The sequence below is a fragment of the Onishia taeanensis genome (genome assembly GCF_900100755.1).
GTDB classification, from domain to species: Bacteria; Pseudomonadota; Gammaproteobacteria; order Pseudomonadales; family Halomonadaceae; genus Onishia; species Onishia taeanensis.
The window spans coordinates 280,959-305,351 of the sequence record NZ_FNCI01000002.1 but is presented as its reverse complement, the minus strand read 5'-3'; the positions used below and the strand labels follow the sequence as shown (position 1 = coordinate 305,351).

Annotated in this window: 18 protein-coding genes; 10 read left to right on the top strand and 8 right to left on the bottom strand. The window is 62.3% G+C overall.

The genetic code is table 11. The annotated features are described in order from the left end of the window. The first annotated feature begins 65 nt into the window (after window positions 1-65). Complete coding sequence (fnr, locus tag BLR71_RS03840) at window positions 66-812, top strand: fumarate/nitrate reduction transcriptional regulator Fnr (protein ID WP_092523290.1); 747 nt, start codon at window positions 66-68, stop codon at window positions 810-812. Window positions 813-952: 140 nt separating this feature from the next. Here fnr and ttcA read toward each other — a convergent pair whose 3' ends face one another. From ttcA to BLR71_RS03825, 3 genes are all read right to left on the bottom strand, one after another. After that, window positions 953-1,861 (bottom strand): tRNA 2-thiocytidine(32) synthetase TtcA, encoded by a 909-nt coding sequence (gene ttcA / locus BLR71_RS03835; protein WP_092523288.1) that lies wholly within the window; start codon window positions 1,859-1,861, stop codon window positions 953-955. Window positions 1,862-1,979: 118 nt separating this feature from the next. Next, window positions 1,980-2,597: a 3'-5' exonuclease gene (locus BLR71_RS03830; protein WP_092523286.1), complete on the bottom strand. Its 618-nt coding sequence runs from the start codon at window positions 2,595-2,597 to the stop codon at window positions 1,980-1,982. Between the two features lie 14 nt (window positions 2,598-2,611). Further along, a complete protein-coding gene (locus BLR71_RS03825; RefSeq protein ID WP_092523284.1) occupies window positions 2,612-4,429 on the bottom strand; it encodes a putative nucleotidyltransferase substrate binding domain-containing protein in 1,818 nt (605 codons plus the stop codon). 665 nt (window positions 4,430-5,094) lie between these two features. On the opposite strand from BLR71_RS03825, the gene BLR71_RS03820 reads away from it, so the two are divergent. The 4 genes from BLR71_RS03820 (at window position 5,095) to BLR71_RS03805 (ending at window position 11,962) form a co-directional block, all read left to right on the top strand. Beyond that, window positions 5,095-5,355: a DUF4212 domain-containing protein gene (locus tag BLR71_RS03820; protein WP_092523282.1), complete on the top strand. Its 261-nt coding sequence runs from the start codon at window positions 5,095-5,097 to the stop codon at window positions 5,353-5,355. A gap of 4 nt (window positions 5,356-5,359) precedes the next feature. Next, complete coding sequence (locus tag BLR71_RS03815) at window positions 5,360-7,156, top strand: sodium:solute symporter family protein (RefSeq protein ID WP_092523280.1); 1,797 nt, start codon at window positions 5,360-5,362, stop codon at window positions 7,154-7,156. Window positions 7,157-7,250: 94 nt separating this feature from the next. Continuing rightward, window positions 7,251-7,766 (top strand): hypothetical protein, encoded by a 516-nt coding sequence (locus BLR71_RS03810; RefSeq protein WP_092523278.1) that lies wholly within the window; start codon window positions 7,251-7,253, stop codon window positions 7,764-7,766. A 251-nt stretch (window positions 7,767-8,017) separates the two neighbouring features. Next, complete coding sequence (locus tag BLR71_RS03805) at window positions 8,018-11,962, top strand: hybrid sensor histidine kinase/response regulator (RefSeq protein ID WP_092523276.1); 3,945 nt, start codon at window positions 8,018-8,020, stop codon at window positions 11,960-11,962. A 160-nt stretch (window positions 11,963-12,122) separates the two neighbouring features. Here the strand turns inward: BLR71_RS03805 and BLR71_RS03800 are convergent, their stop codons facing one another. From BLR71_RS03800 to BLR71_RS03790, 3 genes are all read right to left on the bottom strand, one after another. Further along, the gene (locus BLR71_RS03800; protein ID WP_092523274.1) at window positions 12,123-12,785 is read right to left on the bottom strand and encodes a response regulator; all 663 of its coding nucleotides are present in this window, start codon (window positions 12,783-12,785) and stop codon (window positions 12,123-12,125) included. Between the two features lie 291 nt (window positions 12,786-13,076). After that, entirely contained in the window at window positions 13,077-15,026 is a 1,950-nt protein-coding gene (gene acs, locus BLR71_RS03795; protein WP_092523272.1) for an acetate--CoA ligase, read from the bottom strand. A 157-nt stretch (window positions 15,027-15,183) separates the two neighbouring features. After that, entirely contained in the window at window positions 15,184-15,759 is a 576-nt protein-coding gene (locus tag BLR71_RS03790; protein WP_092523270.1) for a SprT family zinc-dependent metalloprotease, read from the bottom strand. Between the two features lie 80 nt (window positions 15,760-15,839). On the opposite strand from BLR71_RS03790, the gene BLR71_RS03785 reads away from it, so the two are divergent. Continuing rightward, window positions 15,840-16,490 carry a YecA/YgfB family protein gene (locus BLR71_RS03785; protein ID WP_092523268.1) on the top strand — a complete coding sequence of 217 codons (651 nt, stop codon included), beginning with the start codon at window positions 15,840-15,842 and terminating at the stop codon, window positions 16,488-16,490. Window positions 16,491-16,584: 94 nt separating this feature from the next. Further along, complete coding sequence (locus tag BLR71_RS03780) at window positions 16,585-17,409, top strand: helix-turn-helix transcriptional regulator (RefSeq protein WP_092523266.1); 825 nt, start codon at window positions 16,585-16,587, stop codon at window positions 17,407-17,409. 81 nt (window positions 17,410-17,490) lie between these two features. On the opposite strand, the gene BLR71_RS03775 is transcribed toward BLR71_RS03780, so the two are convergent. Both BLR71_RS03775 and BLR71_RS03770 read right to left on the bottom strand, forming a co-directional pair. Further along, complete coding sequence (locus tag BLR71_RS03775) at window positions 17,491-18,990, bottom strand: aldehyde dehydrogenase (protein ID WP_422730754.1); 1,500 nt, start codon at window positions 18,988-18,990, stop codon at window positions 17,491-17,493. A gap of 26 nt (window positions 18,991-19,016) precedes the next feature. Then, a complete protein-coding gene (locus BLR71_RS03770; RefSeq protein ID WP_092523262.1) occupies window positions 19,017-20,255 on the bottom strand; it encodes a M20 family metallo-hydrolase in 1,239 nt (412 codons plus the stop codon). A 149-nt stretch (window positions 20,256-20,404) separates the two neighbouring features. Between BLR71_RS03770 and BLR71_RS03765 the strand changes: the two genes are divergently transcribed. From BLR71_RS03765 to aguA, 3 genes are all read left to right on the top strand, one after another. Next, window positions 20,405-21,823, top strand: coding sequence for an aminotransferase (locus tag BLR71_RS03765; protein ID WP_092523260.1), 1,419 nt, complete (start codon window positions 20,405-20,407; stop codon window positions 21,821-21,823). A 75-nt stretch (window positions 21,824-21,898) separates the two neighbouring features. Then, entirely contained in the window at window positions 21,899-23,242 is a 1,344-nt protein-coding gene (locus BLR71_RS03760) for a Na+/H+ antiporter NhaC family protein (protein WP_092523258.1), read from the top strand. Window positions 23,243-23,250: 8 nt separating this feature from the next. After that, entirely contained in the window at window positions 23,251-24,387 is a 1,137-nt protein-coding gene (aguA, locus tag BLR71_RS03755) for an agmatine deiminase (RefSeq protein ID WP_092523256.1), read from the top strand. Window positions 24,388-24,393 lie beyond the last annotated feature (6 nt).

Here is a 24,393-nt window from a genome sequence, read left to right as displayed (position 1 = left end):
CTCTATTCCATAATGGGCACTACGGATAAGCTAGAATCGAAAAGGATGCAGTCAAGGAGAAGGACATGCCCGCCAATGCGCTCGGTCACCGAGCCCGCCTCAATGAAACCCGCTGCCAGACCTGCAGCCTAAGTTCTCTGTGCCTGCCGCTCGCGCTGGAGGTGGAGGACATGGACCGCTTCGACGCCATCATTCGTCGTCGCGCGCCACTCAAGAAGGGCGAGGCACTGGTGCGCCAGCAGGCGCCTTTTTCGAGCGTCTTTGCGGTGCGCTCGGGCAGCCTCAAGCAGCTGATCAGTGCCGGCAGCGGCGATGAACAGCTGAGCAATTTCTATCTGCCGAGCGAACTGGTTGGCCTGGACGGCATCGACGAGGGAAGCTATCAGGGCACGGTGGTGGCTCTTGAGACCACCACCGTGTGCGAGATTCCCTTCGACCGGCTGGACGGGCTGTCAGAGAACCTGCCGGAGCTGCGTGCCCAGCTCTATCGCAGCCTGAGCAAGGAGCTGCGCGACGACCGGCGCATGCTGCGCCTGCTGTCACGCATGACCGCCGACGAGCGGCTGGCGAGCTTTTTGGTCAACCTGTCATCGCGCTTTCGTCGGCGCGGTTACTCGGCCTACAGCTTCCGGCTATCGATGTCCCGTGCGGATATCGGCAACTACCTGGGGCTGGCCGTGGAAACCGTCAGCCGAATTCTGGGCCGCTTTCAACAGCAGCAACTAGTGGCAGTATCGGGACGCGAGGTCAATATTCTCGATCTCAAGAAGCTTTCCGAACTGGCCAATGATGGCTGCCCTTACGACGGCTAGCCGCCCGCGCATCCCCCCACATCGATGCAACGCAAAAACGCCAAGCCCTGAGGCTTGGCGTTTTTATGAGCTGATCCGGTTTAAGTCCGCCGGGGCAATTCAGCAGGGATGATGCGCCCAGAAGTGGCGTGCCGGCAGGCCTAGGCCTCACCGCCAAGATCCAACGCATCAATACGACGCTCGCGGCGGCGTGCCTGCTCGGCTTCGAGGCCCTTGAAGTCGAAGAGCTCGCGATCCGCCAGCTGCGACGGCGCCACATTGGTCACGGCCTTGAACATGCTCTCGAGGCGCCCGGGATGCTCGACCTCCCACTCGGCCAGCATCTCCTTGACCACCTGGCGCTGCAGATTGGGCTGCGAACCGCACAGGTTGCAGGGGATGATCGGAAACGCCATGCGCTGGGAAAATTCCTCGATATCCGCTTCGCGGCAGTAGGCCAGCGGGCGAATCACGATGTTCTTGCCGTCGTCGGAAAGCAGCTTAGGTGGCATCGACTTGAGGCTACCGCCGAAGAACATGTTCAGAAACAGCGTCTCGAGGATGTCTTCGCGATGGTGGCCAAGCGCCACCTTGGTAGCGCCGATCTCTTCGGCGAACCCGTACAGCGAGCCGCGCCGCAGGCGCGAGCAAAGCGCACAGGTGGTCTTGCCCTCGGGGGTCTTTTCCTTGACCACCGAATAGGTGTCCCGCTCGAGGATGTGGTAATCGACGCCGAGCTTGTCCAGATATTCCGGCAGCACATGTTCGGGGAACCCCGGCTGCTTCTGGTCCAGATTGACGGCTACCAGCGAGAAATTCACGGGCGCATTGCGCTGGAGGCTCCTGAGGATCTCCAGCATGGTGTAGGAGTCCTTGCCACCGGACAAGCAGACCATGACCTTGTCGCCCTCTTCGATCATGCCGTAATCGATGATGGCGTTACCGACCTGGCGCCGCAGGCGCTTCTGCAGCTTGTTGAAGTCGCGTTTGTCCTTGGCGGCAGCCTGGGCCGTATCGTTAGCAGAGGTATCGGCAACGCTCGAGGGGTAAGTCACGGCAGTATCGGTCATGATCGCAACAGAAGGGGACGGAAATGAGGCGCTATCTTATCACTCGCGCCAGGGGCTAGCGACCGGGCACTTTGGATGAGCGTCCGCCACCGGGAAAGGCGCAGCGCCAACGGCTGGCTCAGGCCATGATGCGGCGGGTCTTGTTCAGGCGCACGTACATCAGGGCCGTGGTCACGGCATCGCCGAGCGCCGTATGGCGCCCCATGACCGGCACGCCGAGCGACTCGGCCATGGCTTCAAAGCGCAGGCTGGGCTCCATTTGCGGATTCACGCGACGCACGGCCTTGGCATAGCGCTGGGCGATATCGACGGTGGCGTTAGGCAAGTCGAAGCCGAAGCGGGGCCGCAACTGCCGATTGAGCATGGCAATATCGAAGGCGATGCACCAGCCGATCAGCGGCCGGTTGCCGACGAAATCCAGAAACTGCTCGAGGGCATCCTCGACGCTCGCGCCGCCTTCTAGATCGATGCCTCTAAGACCATGGATACAGATAGAATCACCCGTCAGACAAGCCGGACGCGACAATCGCAGGTCCAGCGATTCGCTGGTCAGCACCCGGTCACCGCGCACCTTGACCGCAGCGATCGAGACCAGCTCGTCGCGCCGGGTATCGAGGCCGGTGGTCTCGCAGTCGATGGCCACCATCTCGTCGCCAGTATAGGGGTTGAACAGCCAACCATAGTCGCCACCGGCCTGGCGGCGACGATCGGTCACACGGCGCCACGCTTTTAACATCCTACCTCCTGCCGTCAATATTCCAGATGAAAGCGCTGAGTCAGTCGCTGTTTGAAGTCCTTGACGATATGCAGCGCCTCGCGCAGCAGGTCACGCTCCAGTGACGAGAGTTGCTGCACGACGACTCGATTGGCGTCGCGCTCGGCATTGATGCCGTCCAGATGTTCGAGCTGCTGCTTGAGGCGCAGCTCGGCGAACAGCGACAGAGCCTCGCCCAGATCCTCGGCGAAGCGTGCTTCCAGGCGGCCATCGGCCACCAGGGCATCCAACCTCTTCAGCGTCGAGGTGGCCCGAATGCCACGCTCCAACGCCAGGGTGCGCACACCATGCACGATGGGGAAGATGCCGCCTTTCTTGATGTTGATACCATGCTGGGGCTTTTTCAGGGTGCCGAACAGGCTCAGCGGCGTGGAGAACTGCAGCGCCGCTCGGGCGAAGTACGTCAGCAACAGCTCATTGTTGCCACAGGCTTCGAACAGCGCATCGCGCACCTCGTCGAGCAGGGCCGTATTGCCGGCAACCGCATGGGCATCGAGAAGGATCATCAGCTTCATCAGGCTCTCGCCATCGCGCCTCTCGACCCACTGGACGATACGCTCTCGCCAATCCTTCACCCGACCGACCCATTGTGGGTTGGAGACCATGATATTGCCCGGGCAGCGTGGATAGCCGAGCGTCACCAGGGTCTCGGTAAAGCGCTGCATCTGATCACTGCAGCCGGGCCAGTCGACGTCGTCGGCAAGAATCAGGCCATTGTCCTGATCCGTCTTGAGAATCTGCTCGCCGCGCCCCTCGCTGCCCATCACCATCAAGCAGCTTTGATGCTGGCGCGCCTGATCGATCCGAAATCCCCAGGCCTTGTGGATGATGCGACCATTCAACGCCGCCAGCAGGTCCATGGCGAACCGCAACTTGACGCCCTGCACCATCAGCGCCTTGACCAGCTCAGGGGTACGGGCGCTGGCCGCAGCCAGCTCCTCGAGACTGTCGGCCTGTTCGACCTGAAGACTGACCACATAGCTACGGCTCGAGAAGTAGCTCAGCACGTCGGTGAGCTCGACCACGCCCACCGCCTGATGGCCCTCGAACACCACCACTCTCGCCACTTCGTGGCGGGTCATGTTGACCAGTGCTTCGAACAGATACTGATCGGGGCGGGCCCTGACCAGCGAGAAGTGAGCGATCGCGACCACCGGGCTTTGCTGGTCGTCGCCATCGATCACCAGGGCATTGAGCAGGTCGGTCTTGGTGACCATCCCCAGACGCGCCCCCTGGCGAACCAGCAGGCTATCGGCACGGCTGTCGTTGAGGGTCCGCACCGCCGTGGCAATGCTGGTATCGGCATCGACGAGTAGCGGCGCGCGCATGCATTCGCCGATGCGCGCCAGCATGAAGCCGGCCATGCTGACGCCACCTTCGGCACGCCGCTCGGTCATCAACCGGGTCTTGTCGGAAAGACGCTGGCGGAAGAACTCAGCGAAGGCCGGATACCCCTTGCACAGCCGCTCGAACAGCGCGCGCGGTAGCAGGTAGCAAAGACATTCCTGTTCGGCCTTGAAACGGTAGCGGCTCTTGCCGTTGAGGATGCTGATCGCGCCGAACAAATCCCCCGCCGTGTAGTGGCCGATGCGCGCCGACGCACTGGGCTCGGAGGTATCCAGCTCGGCGACCTCGCCCTTGTGAATCAGGTAGACGTATTCGCCGGGCTGGCCCGCGTCGAGCAATACATCGTCGCTTTCGTAATACGCCAGATCCACGCCATGTCGCACCAGGTCACGCCCGTCATCATCGAGCAGCGAGAAAGGTGGCTGGGAGAGATCAACATCGACCATGGCGATGACCTCATTGTGCGGCGGCCATGTCACCGCGGGTAACGACTCATCTCACCGGCCGCATGGCGCGACCTTCGTCTTATCTCTACAGCGAGTGCCGGCGCCTATTCACGTCACGACAGTGATGGCTGACCTGACGGCGCCCGCCAAACATCATTTAACTTTCAGGCAGCATAGCAACAGCTTCTCACCGGCCGACACCTAGACCATCGTTCAACTTTTTCTCTTTGGTATAACTTCGATCAAAACCAGGCTATACCATCGTCCTAACCACACGACTAAAGATAGGACGATAAAAAACAAAGGGTCTCATAACCATTTGAAAAAACAAAACTTTAGGAAAATCTTTCACAGCGCCTTCGAGCCCTGATACCAAAGTATGGGATTGTTTTTCCTGGGTTATTGACCAGTATCAGTGCTGATGAATGCAGCGACATAAAAGCGCATTCCACCAAAGACAAAGGAACAATAAACCAAGGTCTTAGTGAAGCACCGATGGGCAACCGATGATGAAGCCGATCCTGATGACTTCTCACCACGATGCCGCCATTTCAGCAATGAATGGAAGCGCTACCCGGAGTGATGCTCAAAGAATGATCGACCGGCTACATCACACTTAATGTCGCAACAACAACTCAACCCTGGAACATCCGGAGAGCATGACTATGGCAGATGACAAATCCAATGCTGCTGCTTACTGGTCGGCCAACGTGCGTCTAATCACAGGCTGCCTGATCGTCTGGGCGCTGGTGTCCTATGGCTGCGCCATTCTGCTGCGCCCGTTACTGGCGGGCATCCCCGTGGGCGGTACTGACCTGGGCTTCTGGTTCGCTCAGCAGGGATCGATCCTCACCTTCATCGGCATCATCTTCTTCTACTCATGGAAGATGAACCGCCTCGACAAAAAGTTCGGTCTCGGGGAGTAATCGCATGAGTCAATTTGCCATTAACCTGCTATTCGTGGGCGCCTCTTTCGCCCTGTATATCGGGATCGCGATCTGGGCCCGTGCGGGCTCCACCAAGGACTTCTATGTCGCCGGCGGCGGCGTGCACCCGATCACTAACGGCATGGCCACGGCCGCCGACTGGATGTCGGCGGCCTCCTTCATCTCCATGGCGGGCCTGCTGGCATCGGGTGGCTATGCCAACTCCACCTTCCTGATGGGCTGGACCGGCGGCTACGTCATCCTGGCAATGCTGTTGGCCCCCTACCTGCGCAAGTTCGGTAAGTTCACCGTGCCTGATTTCATCGGTGACCGTTTCTACAGCAACGCCGCGCGCCTGGTGGCGGTCATCTGCTTGATCGTGGCCTCAATCACCTATGTCATCGGTCAGATGACCGGTGCCGGTGTCGCCTTCTCGCGCTTCCTCGAGGTCAGCAACACCTGGGGCATCTGGATCGCGGCCTTCATCGTCTTCCTGTACGCGGTCTTCGGCGGCATGAAAGGCATCACCTACACGCAGGTGGCCCAATACATCGTACTGATCATCGCCTACACCATCCCCGCCGTGTTCATCTCGCTGGAACTTACCGGCAACCCCATCCCGGGGCTCGGTCTTTTTAGCACCCACACCGAATCCGGCGTGCCACTGCTGGCGAAACTGGATGACGTGATTAATGCACTCGGTTTTCGCGACTACACCGCCGACGTCGACAACAAGCTGAATATGGTGCTGTTCACCATGTCGCTGATGGTCGGTACCGCTGGCCTGCCTCACGTCATCATTCGCTTCTTCACCGTGCCCAAGGTTGCTGACGCACGCTGGTCCGCGGGCTGGGCGCTGGTGTTCATCGCCCTGCTCTACCTGACCGCCCCGGCCGTGGGCTCCATGGCTCGCCTTAACCTGATGACCACTGTCTATCCGGACATGGCAGGTCAGGTCGAGAACTATGATGAAGCGGCCAACAACCCCATCCTCTACGAAGATCGTCCCGCGTGGGTCCGTACCTGGGAAGAAACCGGCCTGATCCAGTACGAAGACAAGAACAACGACGGCCGCATCCAGGTCTACAACGACAGCAACGAGGCATTCGCTGATACCGCCGCACAGCGCGGTTGGGAAGGCAGTGAGCTTAACGTCAACAACGATATTCTGGTGCTCGCCAACCCGGAGATCGCCAACCTGCCCGGCTGGGTCATCGGCCTGATCGCCGCCGGGGGTATCGCGGCTGCGCTGTCTACCGCTGCCGGCCTGCTGCTGGCCATCTCGTCGGCGGTCAGTCACGACTTGATCAAGACCATGATCAACCCGCGGATCACCGAAAAAGGCGAGATGCTGGCGGCACGTATCTCGATGGCCGGTGCCATCCTGCTGGCCACCTATCTGGGTCTCAACCCGCCGGGCTTCGCCGCACAGACAGTGGCCCTGGCCTTCGGTATCGCCGGCGCCTCGCTGTTCCCGGTGCTGATGATGGGGATCTTCTCCAAGCGGATGAACAACGTGGGTGCCGTGGCCGGCATGCTCTCGGGCCTGATCGCCACCCTGCTGTACATCTTCACCTACCTCGGCTGGTTCTTCATTCCGGGCACCAACACCCTGGCCAACACGCCGGATAATTGGATCCTGGGCATCTCGCCGCTGTCCTTCGGTGCCGTGGGCGCGATGATCAACTTCGCCGTAGCCTTCAGCGTCTCCAGCGTCACCAAGGCACCGCCGCAGGAAATCCAGGACCTGGTGGAAAGCGTCCGCTATCCCAAGGGTGCTGGCATGGCAGTGGATCACTAAGCCATAATACTCGTCTGACAGCGCCAACCGGCGCCACGGCATCACCCAATCGGGCTTCCAGCAGGAAGCCCGATTGCTTTGAGGAAACCCGAATATGATGTGGCACCTGATCGCGGCAGTCTTCGCCGGCCTCGGTGCGGCGGGCATCGCCCTGCTGCTGAGAACACTCAGCGGTAAGCGGCTGCCGCGCTGGATCATCCCCGCCTTCGGCGGACTGGGCATGCTGGCCTACCAAATCCATGCCGAATACACCTGGTTCGCTCACAAGCAGCAGCAATTGCCGCCTTCGGCACAGGTCGTAGCGAGCGAGAAAAGCAAGATGTTCTGGCGCCCCTGGACCTATCTCTTTCCCATGACGACAGCCTTCCAGGTCATCGACCGGGAGAACTTGATCAGCCGTCAGGCGGGCAACGATAGGCTCGTCGAGTTCATTCGCTACCGCTTCGAGAAGCAGGCCGTCGATCATGTCAGCACGCGGCCCTACCTGATGAATTGCACCACCCGCGAACGGGTGCCGCTCGACGCCTCTACCGGCGAACCAAAGCTTGATGAGCTGGTACGCCTGAAGGACAGCGACCCGGTCTTCCAGGCGGTATGCAACGCGTCCTGAGCGCCATACCACGCTTCCTCACAGCTATTCTTACCTCTGCCGTCCAGGCCCCAACGGGGCCTTTGCTGCGTCGTTGAGTCGCTAGGCGCTGCGGATCATCCGTCGAGCCATCTTGCCTTCGCGCCTCACCCAAACATCTGCTCGGTTGTAGGCTTGGTTCACGAATCATTGATCTGATCCAATGCCTCTCACCGGCTGCCTTCCGGGGCGGCATTACCCTAGAATGGGGCGACATTCGAGGGAGAGCAGGCATGTTTCACGGCTGGCTACTGATCGCCATATCGCTTCTGTATATCGTCGTCCTCTTCGCCATCGCTTGGCGGGGCGATCGTCATGCCCAGCAGCATGGGCCAAGCCAACGACGCCCCATCATCTACAGCCTGGCGCTGGCCATCTATTGCACCTCCTGGACCTTCTATGGCGCAGTGGGCGAGGCCGCCACCTCGGGCTGGTCGTTTGCGAGCATCTTCGTCGGCCCGATCCTGACCTTCCTGCTGTTCTGGCCGGTACTGGCCAAGATGATCCGCGTCGCCAAGCACCAGAACGTCACCTCGATCGCCGACTTCATCGCCTCTCGTTACGGCAAGACCCAGTCGCTTGCCGCCTTCGCCAGCCTAGTGGCCTTGATCGGCACCCTGCCCTATATCGCCTTGCAGCTGAAAGCGGTATCCGCCGCCTTTCAAGTACTCACGGACAGCAGCGACGTGACCCGCGCACCGCTGTTCGCCGACACCGCCTTTTATGTGGCGGCGGTCATGGCGCTGTTCGCGATCCTCTTCGGCACCCGCCATACCGATGCCACCGAGCACCACGAGGGTCTGATTCAAGCCATTGCCTTCGAGTCACTGGTCAAGCTGGCGGCATTCTTGATACTCGGCGCCTACGTCACCTGGGGACTCTTCGACGGTCTCGGCGACCTGCTGATGCGGGCCGATATCCAGCTCGAGCTGCAGCGCCAGCTGACCGAGCAGGATTTCGGCAACGGTTTCTGGGCGCAAACCCTGCTGGCAATGCTGGCGGTGTTCTGCCTGCCGCGCCAATTCCACGTTGCGGTGGTCGAGAACACCCACCGTGACGATGCCCGGCGTTCCCGCTGGCTGTTTCCGCTGTATCTGGTCGTCATCGGTTTCTTCGTGCTGCCGCTGGCCGCCGCCGGTCTGACGATGTTCTCGGGCACCAGCATCGAACCCGATACCTATGTGCTGGCCATTCCCATGGCGGCCAACAATGTGCCGCTGACGCTTCTGACCTTCATCGGTGGTTTCTCGGCGGCCACCGGGATGGTGATCGTCGCCACCGTGGCCATCTCGATCATGATCTCCAATGAGATCGTCATTCCGCTGCTGTTCCGCCTGCGCTGGTTCGATACCAAGGCCCGCGACTATGGCCGCCTGGTGCTGCGAGCCCGCCGCGTCACCATCGTGATCATCCTGGGGCTTGCCTACGGCTTCTATCAGCTGACCGCCGAATTCAGCACCCTGGCATCGACCGGCATGCTGTCGTTCGCCGCTGCCGCTCAGTTCGCCCCGGCCCTGCTCGGTGGCCTGTACTGGAAACGCGGCAACCGTCTGGGCGTGATCGTGGGCATGAATATCGGCTTCGCCATCTGGGCCTACACGCTGCTGACACCGGCCCTGATCCAGGCAGGCGTGCTGCCCGGGGACTGGCTCGCCGGCGGGCCGCTGGGCATCGGCTGGCTCTCGCCCACCGACCTGTTCGGTCTCAATGTCAGCGATAACTTCACCCACGGCGTTATGCTGTCGCTCGGCTTCAATCTGTTCGGCTATATCTTCGTCTCGCAAATGACCCCGCAGCGCGTGGTCGAACGCATCCAGGCCTCGCTGTTCGTGGACAGCGTCGAGACCCGTCAGACGCCGATCAACAGGCCCTGGGCGGGCGCCACCACGGTGGGCGACCTCAAGGTGCTATGTGAGCGCTTCCTTGGTGCCGACCAGGTGCAACGCGCCTTTGAGGACTACGCTCGGCGTAACGGTAAGAAGCTCGAGGACACGCAGCGCGCCTCCATCGATATCATCCAGTTCACCGAGCGCTTTCTGGCCTCGGTACTGGGGGGGTCTTCGGCGCGTATCGTCGTCAACTCGGCGCTGCAGGGGCGCGGTATCGGCATTTCGGATGTGATCTCGATCGTCGATGAGGCCTCCCAGGTGCTGGAGTTCAACCGCGCCCTTCTCCAGGCCACCATCGAGAACATCAACCAGGGCATCAGCGTGGTGGACCAGAACCTGCGCCTGGTGGTCTGGAATCAGCGCTATCTGGAGCTATTCCGCTTTCCCGACCATCTGATTCGGGTCGGCGCACCCTTCGACAAGGTGCTGCGCTATAACGCCCATAATGGCGAATACGGCCCTGGCGACCCCGAAGAACACGTCGAGCTGCTGGTCGACAATATTCGCGAGGGCCAGCCCCACCGCTATGTGCGTTATCGCCAGGACAGCACCGTGCTCGAGGTGCAGGGCATGCCGATGCCGGGAGGCGGCTTCGTCTATACCTATCAGGACATCACCCGCCAGAAGCGTACCGAGGAGGCCTTGATCCGCTCGGAGAACAACATCCGCATCTACACCGACAACGTGCCGGCCCTGATCGCCTACTTCGACAAGGACTGTCGCTACCTCTTCACCAACCGCGCCTACGAGCAGGTCTTCAACATCGATCGCAACGCGGTGATCGGCAAGCGCTTCGAGGAGGTCATGCCCCATCACGTCGCCAACGAGGGGCTGCCCTGGATGCGCCGCTCACTGGCCGGCGAGCGGGTCAGCTTCGAGATTTCCCAGCGTGACGACGAGGGCGGCACCCGCTACCTGCTGGTCACCTATACGCCGCACTTCGGCGATAGCGGCACCATCCTCGGTTTCTTTGCCCTCTACCAGGACATCACCGAACGTCGGCTGGCCGAGATAGCTCTCAAGGAGACCAACGAGAACCTCGAAGAAAGAGTCCGCGAGCGCACTCTTGCGCTCTCGGATGCCAACGCAGCCCTGCGTCAGGAGAACCGGGTACGCGCCGAGGCCGAGCAGGCCCTGCGCCAGGCCAAGCAGGTCGCCGAGGACGCCAACGCCTCCAAGACCCGCTTTCTGGCCGCGGCCAGCCACGACCTGCTGCAGCCCCTGAACGCCGCGCGCCTGTTCACCTCGGCGCTGGCCCAGCAGGACGACGCCGAGGATCTCTCCCGCACCATCGGCCATATCGATAACTCGCTGCAGGCCGCCGAGGAGCTGCTCAGCACCCTGCTCGACATCTCCAAGCTGGATGCCGGGGCCCTGACCCCGCGTCGCAGCCACTTCGCGCTGGCCGATGTCTTCCGGCCGTTGCGCGCCGAGTTCGAGGTGATGGCCGAGGAGCGCGGCCTGGATCTCGTGGTGGTCGCCACCCAGCAGTGGGTCGACAGCGACGCCCAGATGCTCAGGCGCATCGTGCAGAACTTCCTCTCCAACGCCATCCGCTACACCCAGCAGGGGCGAGTGCTGCTGGGATGTCGTCGCCACGAGGGGCAGCTGGTCATCGAGGTCTGGGATACCGGCCCCGGCATTCCGGAGGCCAAGCAAGCCGAAATCTTCCAGGAGTTCCGGCGTCTCGACCAGGCCTCGCGGCACAAGGAAAGCGAGAAGGGGCTCGGCCTCGGGCTGTCGATTGCCGACCGCATGAGCCGAGTGCTGGATCATCCGATTCGGGTCCGCTCATGGGAAGGCGTGGGTACGGTCTTCTCGGTGACCGTGCCGATGGTGGCCGCCCAAGAGGTCAGCACACAGGAAGAGCCCAAGCAGCGTCGCGCCGGTAACAAGCTTGCCGGTACCCGCGTGGTCTGTATCGATAACGAGACGCTGATTCTCGAGGGCATGAAGGCGATGCTCACCGGCTGGGGCTGCGAGGTCTTCACCGCCACCTCGATAGGCGGCGCCAAGTCGATCCTGCGCCATCTGGAAAGCGATCCTGATGCCATACTCGCCGACTATCACCTGGACAACGAAGTGACCGGCCTTATGGCACTGGACGCCCTGGCCGAGCGCTGCGAAGGACCAGTGCCAGGTATCGTGATCACCGCCGATCGAACCGAAGAGGTGGCCGAGGAGGTCAAGCGAGCGGGTTATCAGTTGCTGCTAAAACCTGTCCGCCCCGCGGCACTGCGCGCGCTGCTGACCCGTACACTTCAGGCCAGCCGGGCGCCTAGCGCCTAGCGCCTAGCCCGAAGCCCGAAGCCCGAAGCCCGAAGCCCGAAGCCCGAAGCCCGAAGCAGCCTAAATGAAACCGCCCCCACGGCAAGGCCATGGGGGCGGCGTTCTTTCAGCTTCAGGCTTCCAGGTGGGCAGCGACGCTATTATGGCTCCTGACCGAAGATCAAGACTCCACCTTGGGTGGCTCGACCTCGAGTTTCTGGGCGGCGATCACCGCCTGGGTGCGGGAGTGCACGCCCAGCTTGCGAAGGATCGCGGTGACGTGCGCCTTGATGGTCGCCTCGGATACGTTCAGCTCATAGGCAATCTGCTTGTTGAGCAGGCCCTCGGTGAGCATGTTGAGGACCCGGAACTGCTGAGGCGTCAGCGAGGCAATGGCCTCGGCAAAGCGTGACTCTTCCTCGTTGGTCTCGCCCAGCACATCGGCCAGTTCAGCAGGCAGCCAGACTTCCCCCTCGAGGATCTCGCCCACCGCCTCAGCGATTAGCGTCAGTGAAGACGACTTGGGAATGAAGCCGGAGGCGCCATAATCGATCGCGCGACGCACCACATAGGGCTCATCGCTGCCGGAAACGACGGCCACCGGGACATCGGGATTCTGACCGCGCAGCTGGATCAGCCCAGAGAAACCATGGGCGCCCGGCATGTGCAGGTCCAGCAGGATCAGGTCAGCATCCGGATGGCGAGTCACCACGTCGGTGGTGGCTTCCATGGTGTCAGCTTCCACGATCTCGGCCTGGGGCGCCTGCTGCCTTAGCGCTTGGGTAAGGGCAGCGCGAAACAGCGGATGGTCATCGGCGACGATGAATTTCTGGGCAAAGGCCATTGAGACTCCTCCGGATCCTCTTTTCAGCGACCAACGTACCGGTGATGTTGGTGGGTTCGCCGTTGTATTACCGCATGTTACCCCATGGTAGCGGGTATTCCCAAGCATACAGGGGAGTTGTCGACATTTACTTGTCACAGCGCAAAAAACCGGCCCGAAGGCCGGTAAGAGACAGAAAAGAACCCCGGGCTGGCGTGCCCCCTGCCCCCTTGGACACCTGGCAGGCATCAACGCCTTCCAGGCTCCTGGCGCGGGTTGGGGTCCCTTCCTGATTCGTCGGTTCAGGAAACGTCAATGAGTGGCACGGTTGGCGATCAACTCATCGACGACCGAGGGATCGGCAAGCGTGGAAGTATCGCCCAGGCCATCGGTCTCATTGGCGGCGATCTTGCGCAGGATACGGCGCATGATCTTGCCCGACCGCGTCTTGGGCAGACCCGGCGCCCACTGGATCACATCCGGCGAGGCGATGGGCCCGATATCCTTGCGCACCCACTGGGTGAGCTCCTTCTTCAGTTCATCGCTTGGGTCGATGCCGTCATTCAGGGTCACGTAGATGTAGATGCCCTGGCCCTTGATATCGTGCGGGAAGCCGACCACGGCGGCCTCGGCCACCGCATCGTGAGCCACCAGCGAGGACTCGATCTCGGCGGTGCCCATGCGATGCCCGGACACGTTGAGCACGTCATCGACACGACCAGTGATCCAGTAATAACCGTCTTCGTCACGACGGCAGCCATCGCCGGTGAAGTACATGTTGTCGTAGGTCGAGAAGTAGGTCTGCACGAAGCGCTCGTGATTGCCCCAGATCGAGCGGGCCTGGCCCGGCCAGGAGTCGAGGATGACCAGGTTGCCGTCGGTCGCACCCTCCAACAGATGCCCCTCATTGTCGACCAGTGCAGGACGCACGCCGAAGAAGGGCCGCGTGGCAGAGCCCGGCTTGAGCTCGGTGGCGCCCGGCAGCGGCGAGATCATGATGCCGCCGGTCTCGGTCTGCCACCAGGTATCGACGATCGGGCACTGGGAGTTACCGATCACTCGATAGAACCATTCCCAGGCCTCGGGGTTGATCGGCTCGCCTACTGACCCGAGCAGACGTAGGCTGTCACGCTTGCTGGAGGCCATGACGTCGTCACCGTGCGCCATCAGCGCGCGCACCGCGGTGGGCGCAGTATAGAGAATGCTGACGTTGTGCTTGTCGACGATTTCGCCCATGCGCCCATGCGTCGGATAGCTGGGCACCCCTTCGAACATCAACGTGATGGCGCCATTGGCCAGTGGGCCGTAGACGATATAGCTGTGGCCGGTCACCCAGCCCACGTCGGCGGTGCACCAGTACACCTCACCGTCGTGATAATCGAAGACGTACTGGTGGGTCATGGCCGCATAGGTCAGATAGCCACCCGTGGTGTGCTTCAGGCCCTTAGGCGTGCCGGTAGAGCCGGAGGTATAGAGGATAAACAGCGGATCCTCGGCGTTCATCTCTTCCGCCGGGCAGTCGGTGGACTGACCGTCGACGCGCTCGTGGAACCAGACGTCGCGGCCCTCGTGCCAGTCGATGTCACCACCGGTGCGCTTGACCACTAGCACCGACTCGGCCACCTCGGCGCCCTTGCGGGTCAGGGCCGCATCGACGTTGTCCTTGAGCGGCACCTGCTTGCCGCCACGCACCGACTCATCGGCGGTAATGATCAGCTTCGACTCGGCGTCGATGACACGCTGGGCTAGGGCATCCGGGGAGAAGCCGCCAAACACCACCGAGTGAATGGCGCCGAGGCGTGCACAGGCCAACATGGCCATTGCCGCTTCGGGAATCATCGGCATGTAGAGGGTGACCACGTCGCCCTTCTTCACGCCCAGCTCTTTCATGGCATTGGCCAGCTGACAGGTGCGGGCATGCAGCTCGCGATAGGTCAGGGTCTTGGATTCGTTGGGATCATCACCTTCCCAGATGATCGCCGGCTTATCGCCGCGGGTCTCGAGATGACGATCCAGGCAGTTGGCACTGACGTTGAGCGTGCCATCCTCGTACCAGCGGATATCGACATTGTCCCTGGCGAACGACGTGTTCTTGGCCCGGGTCGGCGCCTTGATCCAGTCGAGCCGCTTGGCCTGCTCGGCCCAGAACCCTTCCGGATCGTCTACCGATTGCTGATACATGGCCAAGTATTTGGCGTTATCGACCCAGGCGTTGGCAGCGATATCATCGCGCACCGGATGGACATGCGGCTGTTCGGTCATTGAGGAACCTCGTCCAGAAGAGTGCCAGAAATGGAATGTTGCCGGCCGCGGTTCATCCCTCGCCGCCGACCCGGAAAGCTAGTCCAGCATATACCCCTGCTCGCGGCCGCGCCTTTTAGACATTGGTAGACCCTCAATCTTATTGCATAACAGTAGCTTACTGGCTTTTCTCGGAAGACAGCACACATTGATAGACCAAGGTCTCGGCACACTGTCGACAGCGATACGCCTGCCCCCGCAGGGCCCGCCGGTGCCGGCGTAAACTGAAGAAGTGCTCCTGACAGCCACAAGCATAGCGATAAGGCGTAGGGCTTGCCCGGCCCACATCGAAGCGATGGGTGGTGCTGGGCGAAAGCCCGAACAACTGGCGCATGACGGTCTTCCACTCATGGCCATGGGGACGCAGCCGGGGCCCTTCATCGAGGTGCCAAACCAGCCAATGCGCCATCTCGTGGGGCACCACCTCGACGAGAAACGCCTGGCGATTCTCGGCATAAAGCTGGGCATTGAAGCGCAGCCCGCCGCGCCCGAAATGCGCCTGGCCGGCGCTCTTGCCCCGCAGGTCGAGCCATATCTTTGGCCGAGGCAGGGCCGGATGGACTTCTCGGCAAAGCTGGAAGGCGTCTTCGACACGCTGATACAGGCGAGCGTTCAGGGACGCGGCGTCCAGCGACTCGAGCTCTTCGGGAAGCGGCGTGGGCAAAACGGCAGCGGAAGAAGATGGGGTGGTCATGGGATGCTAGAATGGCGCGCCATGCTAGGCGCGTAAAGTGCCTCTTATTCTCCCTGGCGAGACCGACGACGAGATTTCCGATGTCAGAGACCCCCGTTCCCACGCCCCTGATCGACGACGAGGCACTCGACCGCCTCGACGACTTCCTCGAATCCGAGCGCGTCGACGCCGATGCCCTGGATGTGATTGGCGCCCACGGTTTTCTGGTGGCCTTGGCCGTCGCACCCCGGGAAACGCCCGCCACCACCTGGGTCGGCGAGCTTTTCCACGGCGAGCCAGACTTCACGGACAGCGCCGAGCGCGACGAGATCCTGGGGCTCCTGGAAGCGCTTAAGGCGAATGCCATCTCGACCATGGAACAGGGCGGTCTTCCTGAGCTGCCCTTCGACCTTGAGCTTGGCGGCATCGCACCGGCGGAAACGCCGATCGGCGACTGGTGCGCGGCCTTCATGGAGGCGGTATTCCTCGACGAAGCCGCCTGGTTCGAAGGCGACGAAGAGAGTGCCGCCACCCTGCTGCTGCCGTTCATGGCGCTATCGGGGCTATTCGACGACGAACCGGACATGGCCGACCTCGCCGGCGACGAGGCCCGCCTCGAGTCGCTGGTACGCCAACTGCCCGAGCTGGTTCTGGACCTTTATCTCAACTACCGGGTTCCACCGGAAGCGCCCAAGCCGACCCCGCGCAAGAAGAAGCCGGCCGGCAAGAGCGGCAAGGGGCGCCGGCGCTAGTGGGCGCCCGACGCCATTCAACGCAGGATGCCCTTACCGACGAGGTGGGGAATGCTATTCTGAACGGCGTTTCTCATCGCGCTAATGGCTGCCAATGAATCAGCATGACCTCCTCGCCAACGCCGCCGCCCTGGAATGGCATCAAAGTCTCGCACGCATGATCCAGGCGGCGCCGGGCAGTGGTTTTCCCACCATGCTGGAGCGGGCCCTGCACGAGCTGATCGAGTTCAACACCATCCTGATCAACACCTACAAGGGCCACCACCGGCCCTTGCTGATTCACGATAACTATCCGCAAGACCGTCGCGAGCAGTGCATAGACCGCTACCTGAGCCGGGCCTACCTGCTCGACCCCTTTTTCAAGGCAGTGCATGACGGCCTCGACCAGGGGGCCTATCGGCTGCGTGAACTGGCACCCGACCGCTTCGAGAGTAGCGAGTATTATCACTACTACTATCGTGCCCTGAGCCTCTCCGACGAAATCGGGCTCTTCGCCCGCGTCGATACCGACGTGGTGATGATGGTATCGCTAGGCTTTCATCGGGATGGCCCGCCGGTGACACGGCGCGACATGCTGACATTGCGCCACATCATGCCGGTGGTGAACGCCCTGCTCGGCGAATACTGGAAGTGGCAAGGCCACAGCTTTCAAGCGCGCCTGGAGGAACCTGAACCGGTGGAAGCCGCCTTCGATAGCTTTGGCCAGGAAGCCCTGACCCAGCGCGAACGGGAGATCGTCCGGCTGCTATTGGCGGGTCATTCCACCAAGTCGGCAGCCCGCGAACTCGGTATCAGTGACGGCACCGTCAAGGTCCACCGCAAACATATCTATCAGCGCCTCGATGTCTCCAGCCAGTCGCAGCTCTTTCGACTGTTCCTCGATCACGTGGCGCTGGTGTCCCGTCGGCAGAGCGGCTGACCACAAAAAAGTCGGTCGGGACTAACCACGACCGACAAGGGAAGAAACACACGCCTCTGGTGACTCGCGGTCACTCCGCCCTCAGGGAGTCAGCGTCATCCACACGCTCTTGAGATCGGAATACTCCTCCAGTGAGTGATGGGACTTGTCGCGGCCATTGCCCGACTGTTTGACGCCGCCAAAAGGCACCGTCTGGTCCATCTCGGCCCAGTTGTTGACGAATACCTGCCCAGACCGAAGCCACCGCGTGACCCGCATGATGCGATCGATGTCCTGGCTCCAGAGCCCGGCCGCCAGGCCGTAGTCGCTGTCGTTGGCCAGCCGCACCGCTTCCTCCTCGCTGTCGAAACCGAACACCGACAGCACCGGACCGAAGATCTCCTCGCGGCCAATCACCATATCGTCAGTGACGCCATCGAACACCGTCGGCGGGATAAAGAGCCCCGGTCCGTCCAGTGCCTGACCGCCTGTCCTTAGCCGAGCGCCCTCCTCTACTCCTTTGCGGATATAGTCCAAGATGCGGGCATGCTGGGTGTCATCCACGATCGCGCCCATAAAGCTTGCCGGGTCCAGCGGGTCACCGGGCTGCATGCGCTCGGCGGCGGCCAGCACCTTGTCGACGAAGGCCTCGCGGATGGAGTTCTCGACCAGCAGCCGCGAGCCGGCAATGCACACCTCGCCCTGGTTGTGGAAGATCGCGCCGGCGGCATGCTGGGCCACCCGATCCAGGTCCTTACAGTCGGCGAACACTAGGTTCGGACTCTTGCCGCCGCACTCCAAGAACACCTTTTTGAGATTCGACTGGCCGGCGTACTGCATCAGTTGCTTGCCCACTGCGGTGGAGCCGGTGAAGGCCAGGCAGTCGACGTCCATCGACAGCGCCAGCGCCTTGCCCACGGTATGGCCAAAGCCCGGCAGCACCTGGAAGACACCGCGCGGCAGGCCGGCCTCGCGGGCCAGGCTCGCCAGACGCAGCGCCGACAGCGGTGACTTCTCCGAAGGCTTCAAGATCACGCTGTTGCCGGCGGCCAGCGCCGGGGCGATCTTCCAGGCGGTCATCATCAAAGGGAAGTTCCACGGCACGATGGAGGCCACCACCCCCAGCGGCTCGCGCAGCACCAGGCCGAGTGCACTGTTGCCGGTGGGCGCGACCTCGCCGTAAAGCTTGTCGATCGATTCGGCGTGGTGGCGCAGGCAGCCGATGGCGCCCGCCATGTCGCCGAGCGAACTCGAGACAGGCTTGCCCATGTCCAGGGTGTCGAGCAGCGCCAGCTCGTGCTTGTGGGTCTCCATCAACTCGGCGAGCCGCAGCAGCACGGCCTTGCGGCCGGCCGGGGCCAGTTGCGACCACTCGCCGCCGTCGAAGGCACGCCTCGCAGCCGCCACCGCGGTATCGGCATCGGCGGCGTCGCAGCTCGCCACCTCGGCGAGCGTCTCGCCGGTGGCCGGATTGATGGTGGTCAGGGTGGCGCCATCGGCGGCGTCAGTGAAGGTATCGTTGATATAAGCGCGGGATTCGAGCGTGAGGGCAGCCGCCAGCGCCTGCCAGTCGGCGAGGCTTTGCGGGGCGGTTTGCGTCATGTCATTCATGAAAGGCTCCTAATCAGTCAGGCCGCGCGATTGGCACGTGCAAGCAGGGCATCGCACAACACCTGAGCGCCCAGGGCACAGTGCTCCGGCGAGGCGTATTCGGCTTCGTTATGACTGATGCCGTCGCGACAGGGAATGAAGATCATGGCGGTAGGGGCGACGCGGGATACATAGACGGCATCGTGGCCGGCACCGCTCATCATGCGCCGGTAGCGAACCCCTAGGGCATGGGTTGCCTGCTCCACGGCCGCGATGCATTCCGGCGCGAAGTCCACCACCGGCGAGGCCCAGATCCGCTGCTGGGTGATCGCCACGCCGAAGGTCTCGCCCACTGCCGCCAGCTCCTGACCGAAATAGGCTTCGAGCGCGTCGAGCTCGGCCTCATCCACATGACGAAGATCCACGGTAAGGCACACCTCGCCGGGGATCACATTGCGCGAAGCCGAAGCAATCTCCAGGCAGCCGCAAGTGACCTTGGTGGCACCGCTATCGTCGGCCAGGGCATGAGTCTGCAGCCTGTCGATCAGCCGCGCTGCCGCCGCCAGGGCATCATGGCGCAGCCGCATCGGGGTGGGGCCGGCATGCGCCGACTGACCGCTGAAGGTCACATCGAACCAGCGCATGCCCTGCACGCCGGTGACCACGCCGATCGACTCGCCGGCGTCCTCGAGCACTGGCCCTTGCTCGATATGTAATTCGAAGAAACTATCCAGTCGTGGCTGGCCCACCGGCAGGGTGCCGGCGTAGCCGCAGGCTTCCAGCGCCTCGCCCAGGGTCACGCCGTCGCCGTCGCGGCGGCTCAGGGTGTAATCGACGCTGAACTCGCCGGCATAGGTGCCCGAAGCGACCATGGCCGGGGCAAAGCGGCTGCCTTCTTCGTTGGTCCAAACCACCAGCTCCAGCGGGCGCTCGGTGACGATGTCTTGATCATGCAGGGCGCGAAAGACCTCGAGCCCGGCCAGCACGCCGAGAATGCCATCGAAACGCCCGCCCTTGGGCTGGGTATCCAGATGGCTGCCGGTCGCGACAGGGGCCAGATCATCGCGCCGTCCAGGACGACGGATGAACAGGTTGCCGACCTGATCAAGACGCCAGGTACAGCCGATTTCCTCGCACCAGTCCAGCAACTGGCGGCGGCCGGCAGCGTCCTCCGGCGTCAGTGCCAGGCGGCAGCTGCCGCCGTTCGCGGTGGGGCCTATCTCGGCCATGGCCATCAGCATGTCCCACAGCCGTTGGCCGTCGATGGAAGTCGTCATAGTGCGCCTCGTTGGTGATTGTTAAGGGCTGGCGTTACCTGTTCATCACCTTACGAGCGCCACATCAGTCACCGATATACCCCAATCAGGATATGTCGCGTGCCATCCCGGGCTGGCTAGGCTGGTCCCGAACCTTAGGAGGCTTCGCCATGACGACAACAACGCATCGCCCGACTCATACCTCTCCTGCCCTCGACACCCAGTCTCTATGGCAGAAGGACAAGGACCACTTCATCCACCCCTTCACCGACTTCAGCACCTTCCACGAGGAAGGCTGCGACCTGATCACCGACAGCGAGGGCATCTACGTCCAGGACTCGCGCGGCAATCGCTTCATCGATGGCATTGCCGGCTTATGGTGCGTCAACGTCGGCCACGGCCGTGCCGAGATTGGCCAGGCCATGGCCGATCAGGCCACTCGCATGGCCTACTTCTCGACGTTCAACAACCTGTCCAATGCCCCGGCCTCAGAGCTCGCCGCCAAACTCGCCGAGCTGGCCCCGGCCCATCTCAATCACGTTTTCTATAGCTGCGGCGGCTCGACGGCCAACGATGCCACCATTCGCCTGGTGCATTACTACTTCAACCGCCTGGGCAAGCCGGACAAGAAGCGTATCCTCTCGCGCAATAACGCCTACCACGGCACCACCTACCTGGCCGCCAGCCTGACCGGCATCGAGAGCAACAACTGGGACTTCGATACCCTGGATCACCTGGTGACCCATCTCAGCGAGGCCAACTGCTACCGTCGCCCCGAGGGCATGAGCGAGGTCGAGTACTGCGACCACCTGGTCAAGGAGTTCGAGGACGCCATCGCCGAGATCGGGGCGGATAATATCGCCGCCTTCATCGCCGAGCCGATCATGGGCGCAGGCGGGGTCCTGGTCGCCCCCGAGGGCTATCTCAAGCGCATGCAGGCGGTTTGCCGTGCCAACGACATCCTCCTCATCGCCGACGAGGTGGTCACCGCCTTCGGTCGACTGGGCCACTTCTTCGCCTCGGAGGCGGTGTTCGACACCCAGCCGGATATCATCAACTGCGCCAAGGGACTGTCCTCGGGGTATGCGCCGCTAGGAGCGACGCTGATTTCCGACGAGCTCTATGAAGTGTTGGGCACTCCGCAGCGCAAGGGCGGCGTGTTGAGCACGGGGTTCACCTACTCCGGTCATCCGGTGAGCTGTGCAGCGGCGCTCAAGAACATCGAGATCCTCGAACGCGAAAGCATCTGCGAGAACGTCCGTGAGGTGGGCCCCTATCTTGAGGAGCGGCTCAAGACGCTGTCGCATCATGCAACGGTCGGCGATGTCCGCGGCAGCCACTTCATGATGTGCCTGGAGAACGTAGCCGATAAAGCGACCAAGGACCTGCTACCGGTGGAGGCGCGAGTCGGCGACCGGGTCGCCGCCGAGGCACAGCGGCGTGGCCTGATCATCCGTCCGGTGGGCCACCTGAACATCGTCTCGCCACCGCTGATCTGGACCCGCGATACCGTCGATCAGGTAATCGCCATTCTCGACGAAGCCCTGGCAGCCACCACGGCGTCCCTGAAGGAAGATGGCTACCTGTGATCTTCAGCTCGGCGGGACCAAGGGCGCCCGCCGAGCCTGCCCCTTTTCCAGATCAACAACCACAAGAGAGATCTAATGGAAACTTTCGGCGCTTGGAGCCTGCTCCCTACCCTGGTGGTACTGGGCATGGCCATTGTCACTAAACGCACCATCGAATCGCTAATGACCGGCGCATTGGTCGGCCTGCTGATGATCGACCCGACCTCGGTGGTCACCCAGGGCTCAGACGTCCTGCTCACCGTACTGGGCAACGATACCGTCACCTGGATCATTTTGGTCTGCGGCCTGTTCGGCAGTTTGATCGCCCTGCTGGTCAAGACCGGTGGCGTGCTCAGCTTCGGCGACACCATGGCCCGACGCATTCACACTCGCCAACAAAGCCTACTGACGACTTGGTTCTTGGGTCTGATCATCTTCGTCGACGACTACCTGAATGCCCTGACCATCAGCTCCTCGATGAAGAAGATCACCGACCGCTTCAACATTTCACGGGAAAAACTCGCCTATATCGTCGACTCCACGGCGGCCCCGGTGTGCATCCTGGTCCCCTTCTCGACCTGGGCGGTGTTCTTCGCCGGCCTGCTCGAAGAAAACGACATCACCGGCAACGGCATGAGCCTCTACATTCAGGCCATTCCCTTCATGTTCTACGCCTGGGTGGCCGCCGCCATCGTGCCAATGGTGGCAATGGGCTGGGTTCCCAATATTGGCCCGATGAAGGCTGCCGAAGCGCGTGCCGCAGGTGGACAAACCATCCCCGCGGGCATCAATGACAACACCCTGGAAGTGGACGAGAATCAGCCACGTCCCCACCTGCTGAACTTCCTGGTGCCCATCGCCTCCCTGGTGTTCTTCACCTGGTACTTCGACATCGACATCCTGCGCGGCGTGATTGTCGCCCTGGCGGTTACGCTAGTGCTGATCGGCGCCCAGCGGCTGCTGAGTTTCCACGAGACTTTCGATACAGCCCTGGACGGCTTCAAGGCCATGATCATGCCCCTCGGAACCCTGGTGGCCGGCTTCGCACTCAAGGAGGTCAACGACGGGCTAGGACTCACCGACTACGTCATCGCAACGGTACAACCGATGATGACGGCGAGCTTACTGCCAGCGGTGGTCTTCGTGACCATGGCCTTCCTGGCCTTCGCCACCGCATCATTCTGGGGCCTGTTTGCCGTGGCCATGCCCATCGTGCTTCCGCTGGCCATGAGCGTCGACGCCAACATGCCGCTGGTGGTGGGGGCGCTCATCTCGGCCAGTGCCTTTGGCAGCCACGCCTGCTTCTACGGTGACTCCACCGTGCTGTCCGCTCAAGGCAGCGGCTGTACCCCCATGGCCCACGCTCTGACTCAACTGCCCTATGTGCTGATTGCCGCGGCTATCGCCACGGTAGTGTTCCTGGTGGTCGGCTACCTGTGAGAATCGATATGACGACACGCAATCTACCCGGTGCCCTTGAGGGCGCCTGCCACGCAACACCGGCCGAACAGGGCTTTTCCATGCCCGCCGAGTTTGCCCCCCACGATGCCTGCTGGATGCTATGGCCGCAGCGTCCCGACAACTGGCGCTATGGCGCCAAGCCCGCCCAGCAGGCCTTCATCGAGGTAGCCACGGCGATCGCCGAGAGCGAGACCGTGTTCGTGGGTGTCAACGACGACCAATATGAGAACGCCCGCATCCAGCTCCCCGACCATGTCAGGGTGGTGGAGCTCTCCAGCAACGACGCCTGGATGCGTGACGTGGGCCCGACCTTCCTGACCCACCCGGATGGCCGCCTGGCCATGGTGAACTGGGAGTTCAATGCCTGGGGCGGCCTCGATGGCGGCCTCTACTTTCCCTGGGACAAGGACCGGCGCATTCGTACCAAGGTCGCCGAATTACTCGGCGTGGAATGTTTCACGGTACCGGTCATGCTCGAGGGCGGCGCCATTCACGTGGATGGCGAAGGCACCCTGGTCACCACCGAGGAATGCCTGCTGAACCCCAACCGTAATCCCGATATGACCAAGGCCGAGATGGAGCAGGTACTGCGCGATACCCTGGGGGTCAAGACCATCATCTGGCTGCCGCGGGGTTGCTATCAGGACGAGACCGACGGCCACGTCGACAATCTATGCTGCTTCGTCGCACCCGGCGAGGTGGCCCTGACCTGGTGCGATGATCCGGCCGACCCCCAGTACGCCATCTCCCGAGAAGCACTCGAGGTGCTGGAGTCTACAAAGGATGCCCAGGGTCGATCGCTCAAGGTTCACAAGCTGCTGCAACCGGGCCCCCTCTATATCGCCGAAGACGAGGCCAGCGGCATCGACCGGCTTCACCATTCGCATCCGCGGCGGCCCGGCGATCGTATGGCGGCCTCCTACGTGAACTTCTACATCGGCAACGAGGTGGTGGTCATGCCGCTGCTGGACCCTGCCCTCGACGACGCGGCCAGCGCCATCATTCAAGACCTCTTTCCCAGCCGCCGGGTGGTCGGCGTGCCGGCCAGGGAGATTCTGCTCGGCGGTGGCAACATCCACTGCATCACCCAGCAGCAGCCAAGCCGAGCAGCGTCGCGGTCTTGATGACTG

Excerpts from the sequence above, each read along its gene's own strand:
- fnr (WP_092523290.1), top strand. The coding sequence starts at position 66 with ATGCCCGCCAATGCGCTCGGTCACCGAGCCCGCCTCAATGAAACCCGC.
- ttcA (WP_092523288.1), bottom strand. The coding sequence starts at position 1,861 with ATGACCGATACTGCCGTGACTTACCCCTCGAGCGTTGCCGATACCTCT.
- BLR71_RS03830 (WP_092523286.1), bottom strand. The coding sequence starts at position 2,597 with ATGTTAAAAGCGTGGCGCCGTGTGACCGATCGTCGCCGCCAGGCCGGT.
- BLR71_RS03825 (WP_092523284.1), bottom strand. The coding sequence starts at position 4,429 with ATGGTCGATGTTGATCTCTCCCAGCCACCTTTCTCGCTGCTCGATGAT.
- BLR71_RS03820 (WP_092523282.1), top strand. The coding sequence starts at position 5,095 with ATGGCAGATGACAAATCCAATGCTGCTGCTTACTGGTCGGCCAACGTG.
- BLR71_RS03815 (WP_092523280.1), top strand. The coding sequence starts at position 5,360 with ATGAGTCAATTTGCCATTAACCTGCTATTCGTGGGCGCCTCTTTCGCC.
- BLR71_RS03810 (WP_092523278.1), top strand. The coding sequence starts at position 7,251 with ATGATGTGGCACCTGATCGCGGCAGTCTTCGCCGGCCTCGGTGCGGCG.
- BLR71_RS03805 (WP_092523276.1), top strand. The coding sequence starts at position 8,018 with ATGTTTCACGGCTGGCTACTGATCGCCATATCGCTTCTGTATATCGTC.
- BLR71_RS03800 (WP_092523274.1), bottom strand. The coding sequence starts at position 12,785 with ATGGCCTTTGCCCAGAAATTCATCGTCGCCGATGACCATCCGCTGTTT.
- acs (WP_092523272.1), bottom strand. The coding sequence starts at position 15,026 with ATGACCGAACAGCCGCATGTCCATCCGGTGCGCGATGATATCGCTGCC.
- BLR71_RS03790 (WP_092523270.1), bottom strand. The coding sequence starts at position 15,759 with ATGACCACCCCATCTTCTTCCGCTGCCGTTTTGCCCACGCCGCTTCCC.
- BLR71_RS03785 (WP_092523268.1), top strand. The coding sequence starts at position 15,840 with ATGTCAGAGACCCCCGTTCCCACGCCCCTGATCGACGACGAGGCACTC.
- BLR71_RS03780 (WP_092523266.1), top strand. The coding sequence starts at position 16,585 with ATGAATCAGCATGACCTCCTCGCCAACGCCGCCGCCCTGGAATGGCAT.
- BLR71_RS03775 (WP_422730754.1), bottom strand. The coding sequence starts at position 18,990 with ATGACGCAAACCGCCCCGCAAAGCCTCGCCGACTGGCAGGCGCTGGCG.
- BLR71_RS03770 (WP_092523262.1), bottom strand. The coding sequence starts at position 20,255 with ATGACGACTTCCATCGACGGCCAACGGCTGTGGGACATGCTGATGGCC.
- BLR71_RS03765 (WP_092523260.1), top strand. The coding sequence starts at position 20,405 with ATGACGACAACAACGCATCGCCCGACTCATACCTCTCCTGCCCTCGAC.
- BLR71_RS03760 (WP_092523258.1), top strand. The coding sequence starts at position 21,899 with ATGGAAACTTTCGGCGCTTGGAGCCTGCTCCCTACCCTGGTGGTACTG.
- aguA (WP_092523256.1), top strand. The coding sequence starts at position 23,251 with ATGACGACACGCAATCTACCCGGTGCCCTTGAGGGCGCCTGCCACGCA.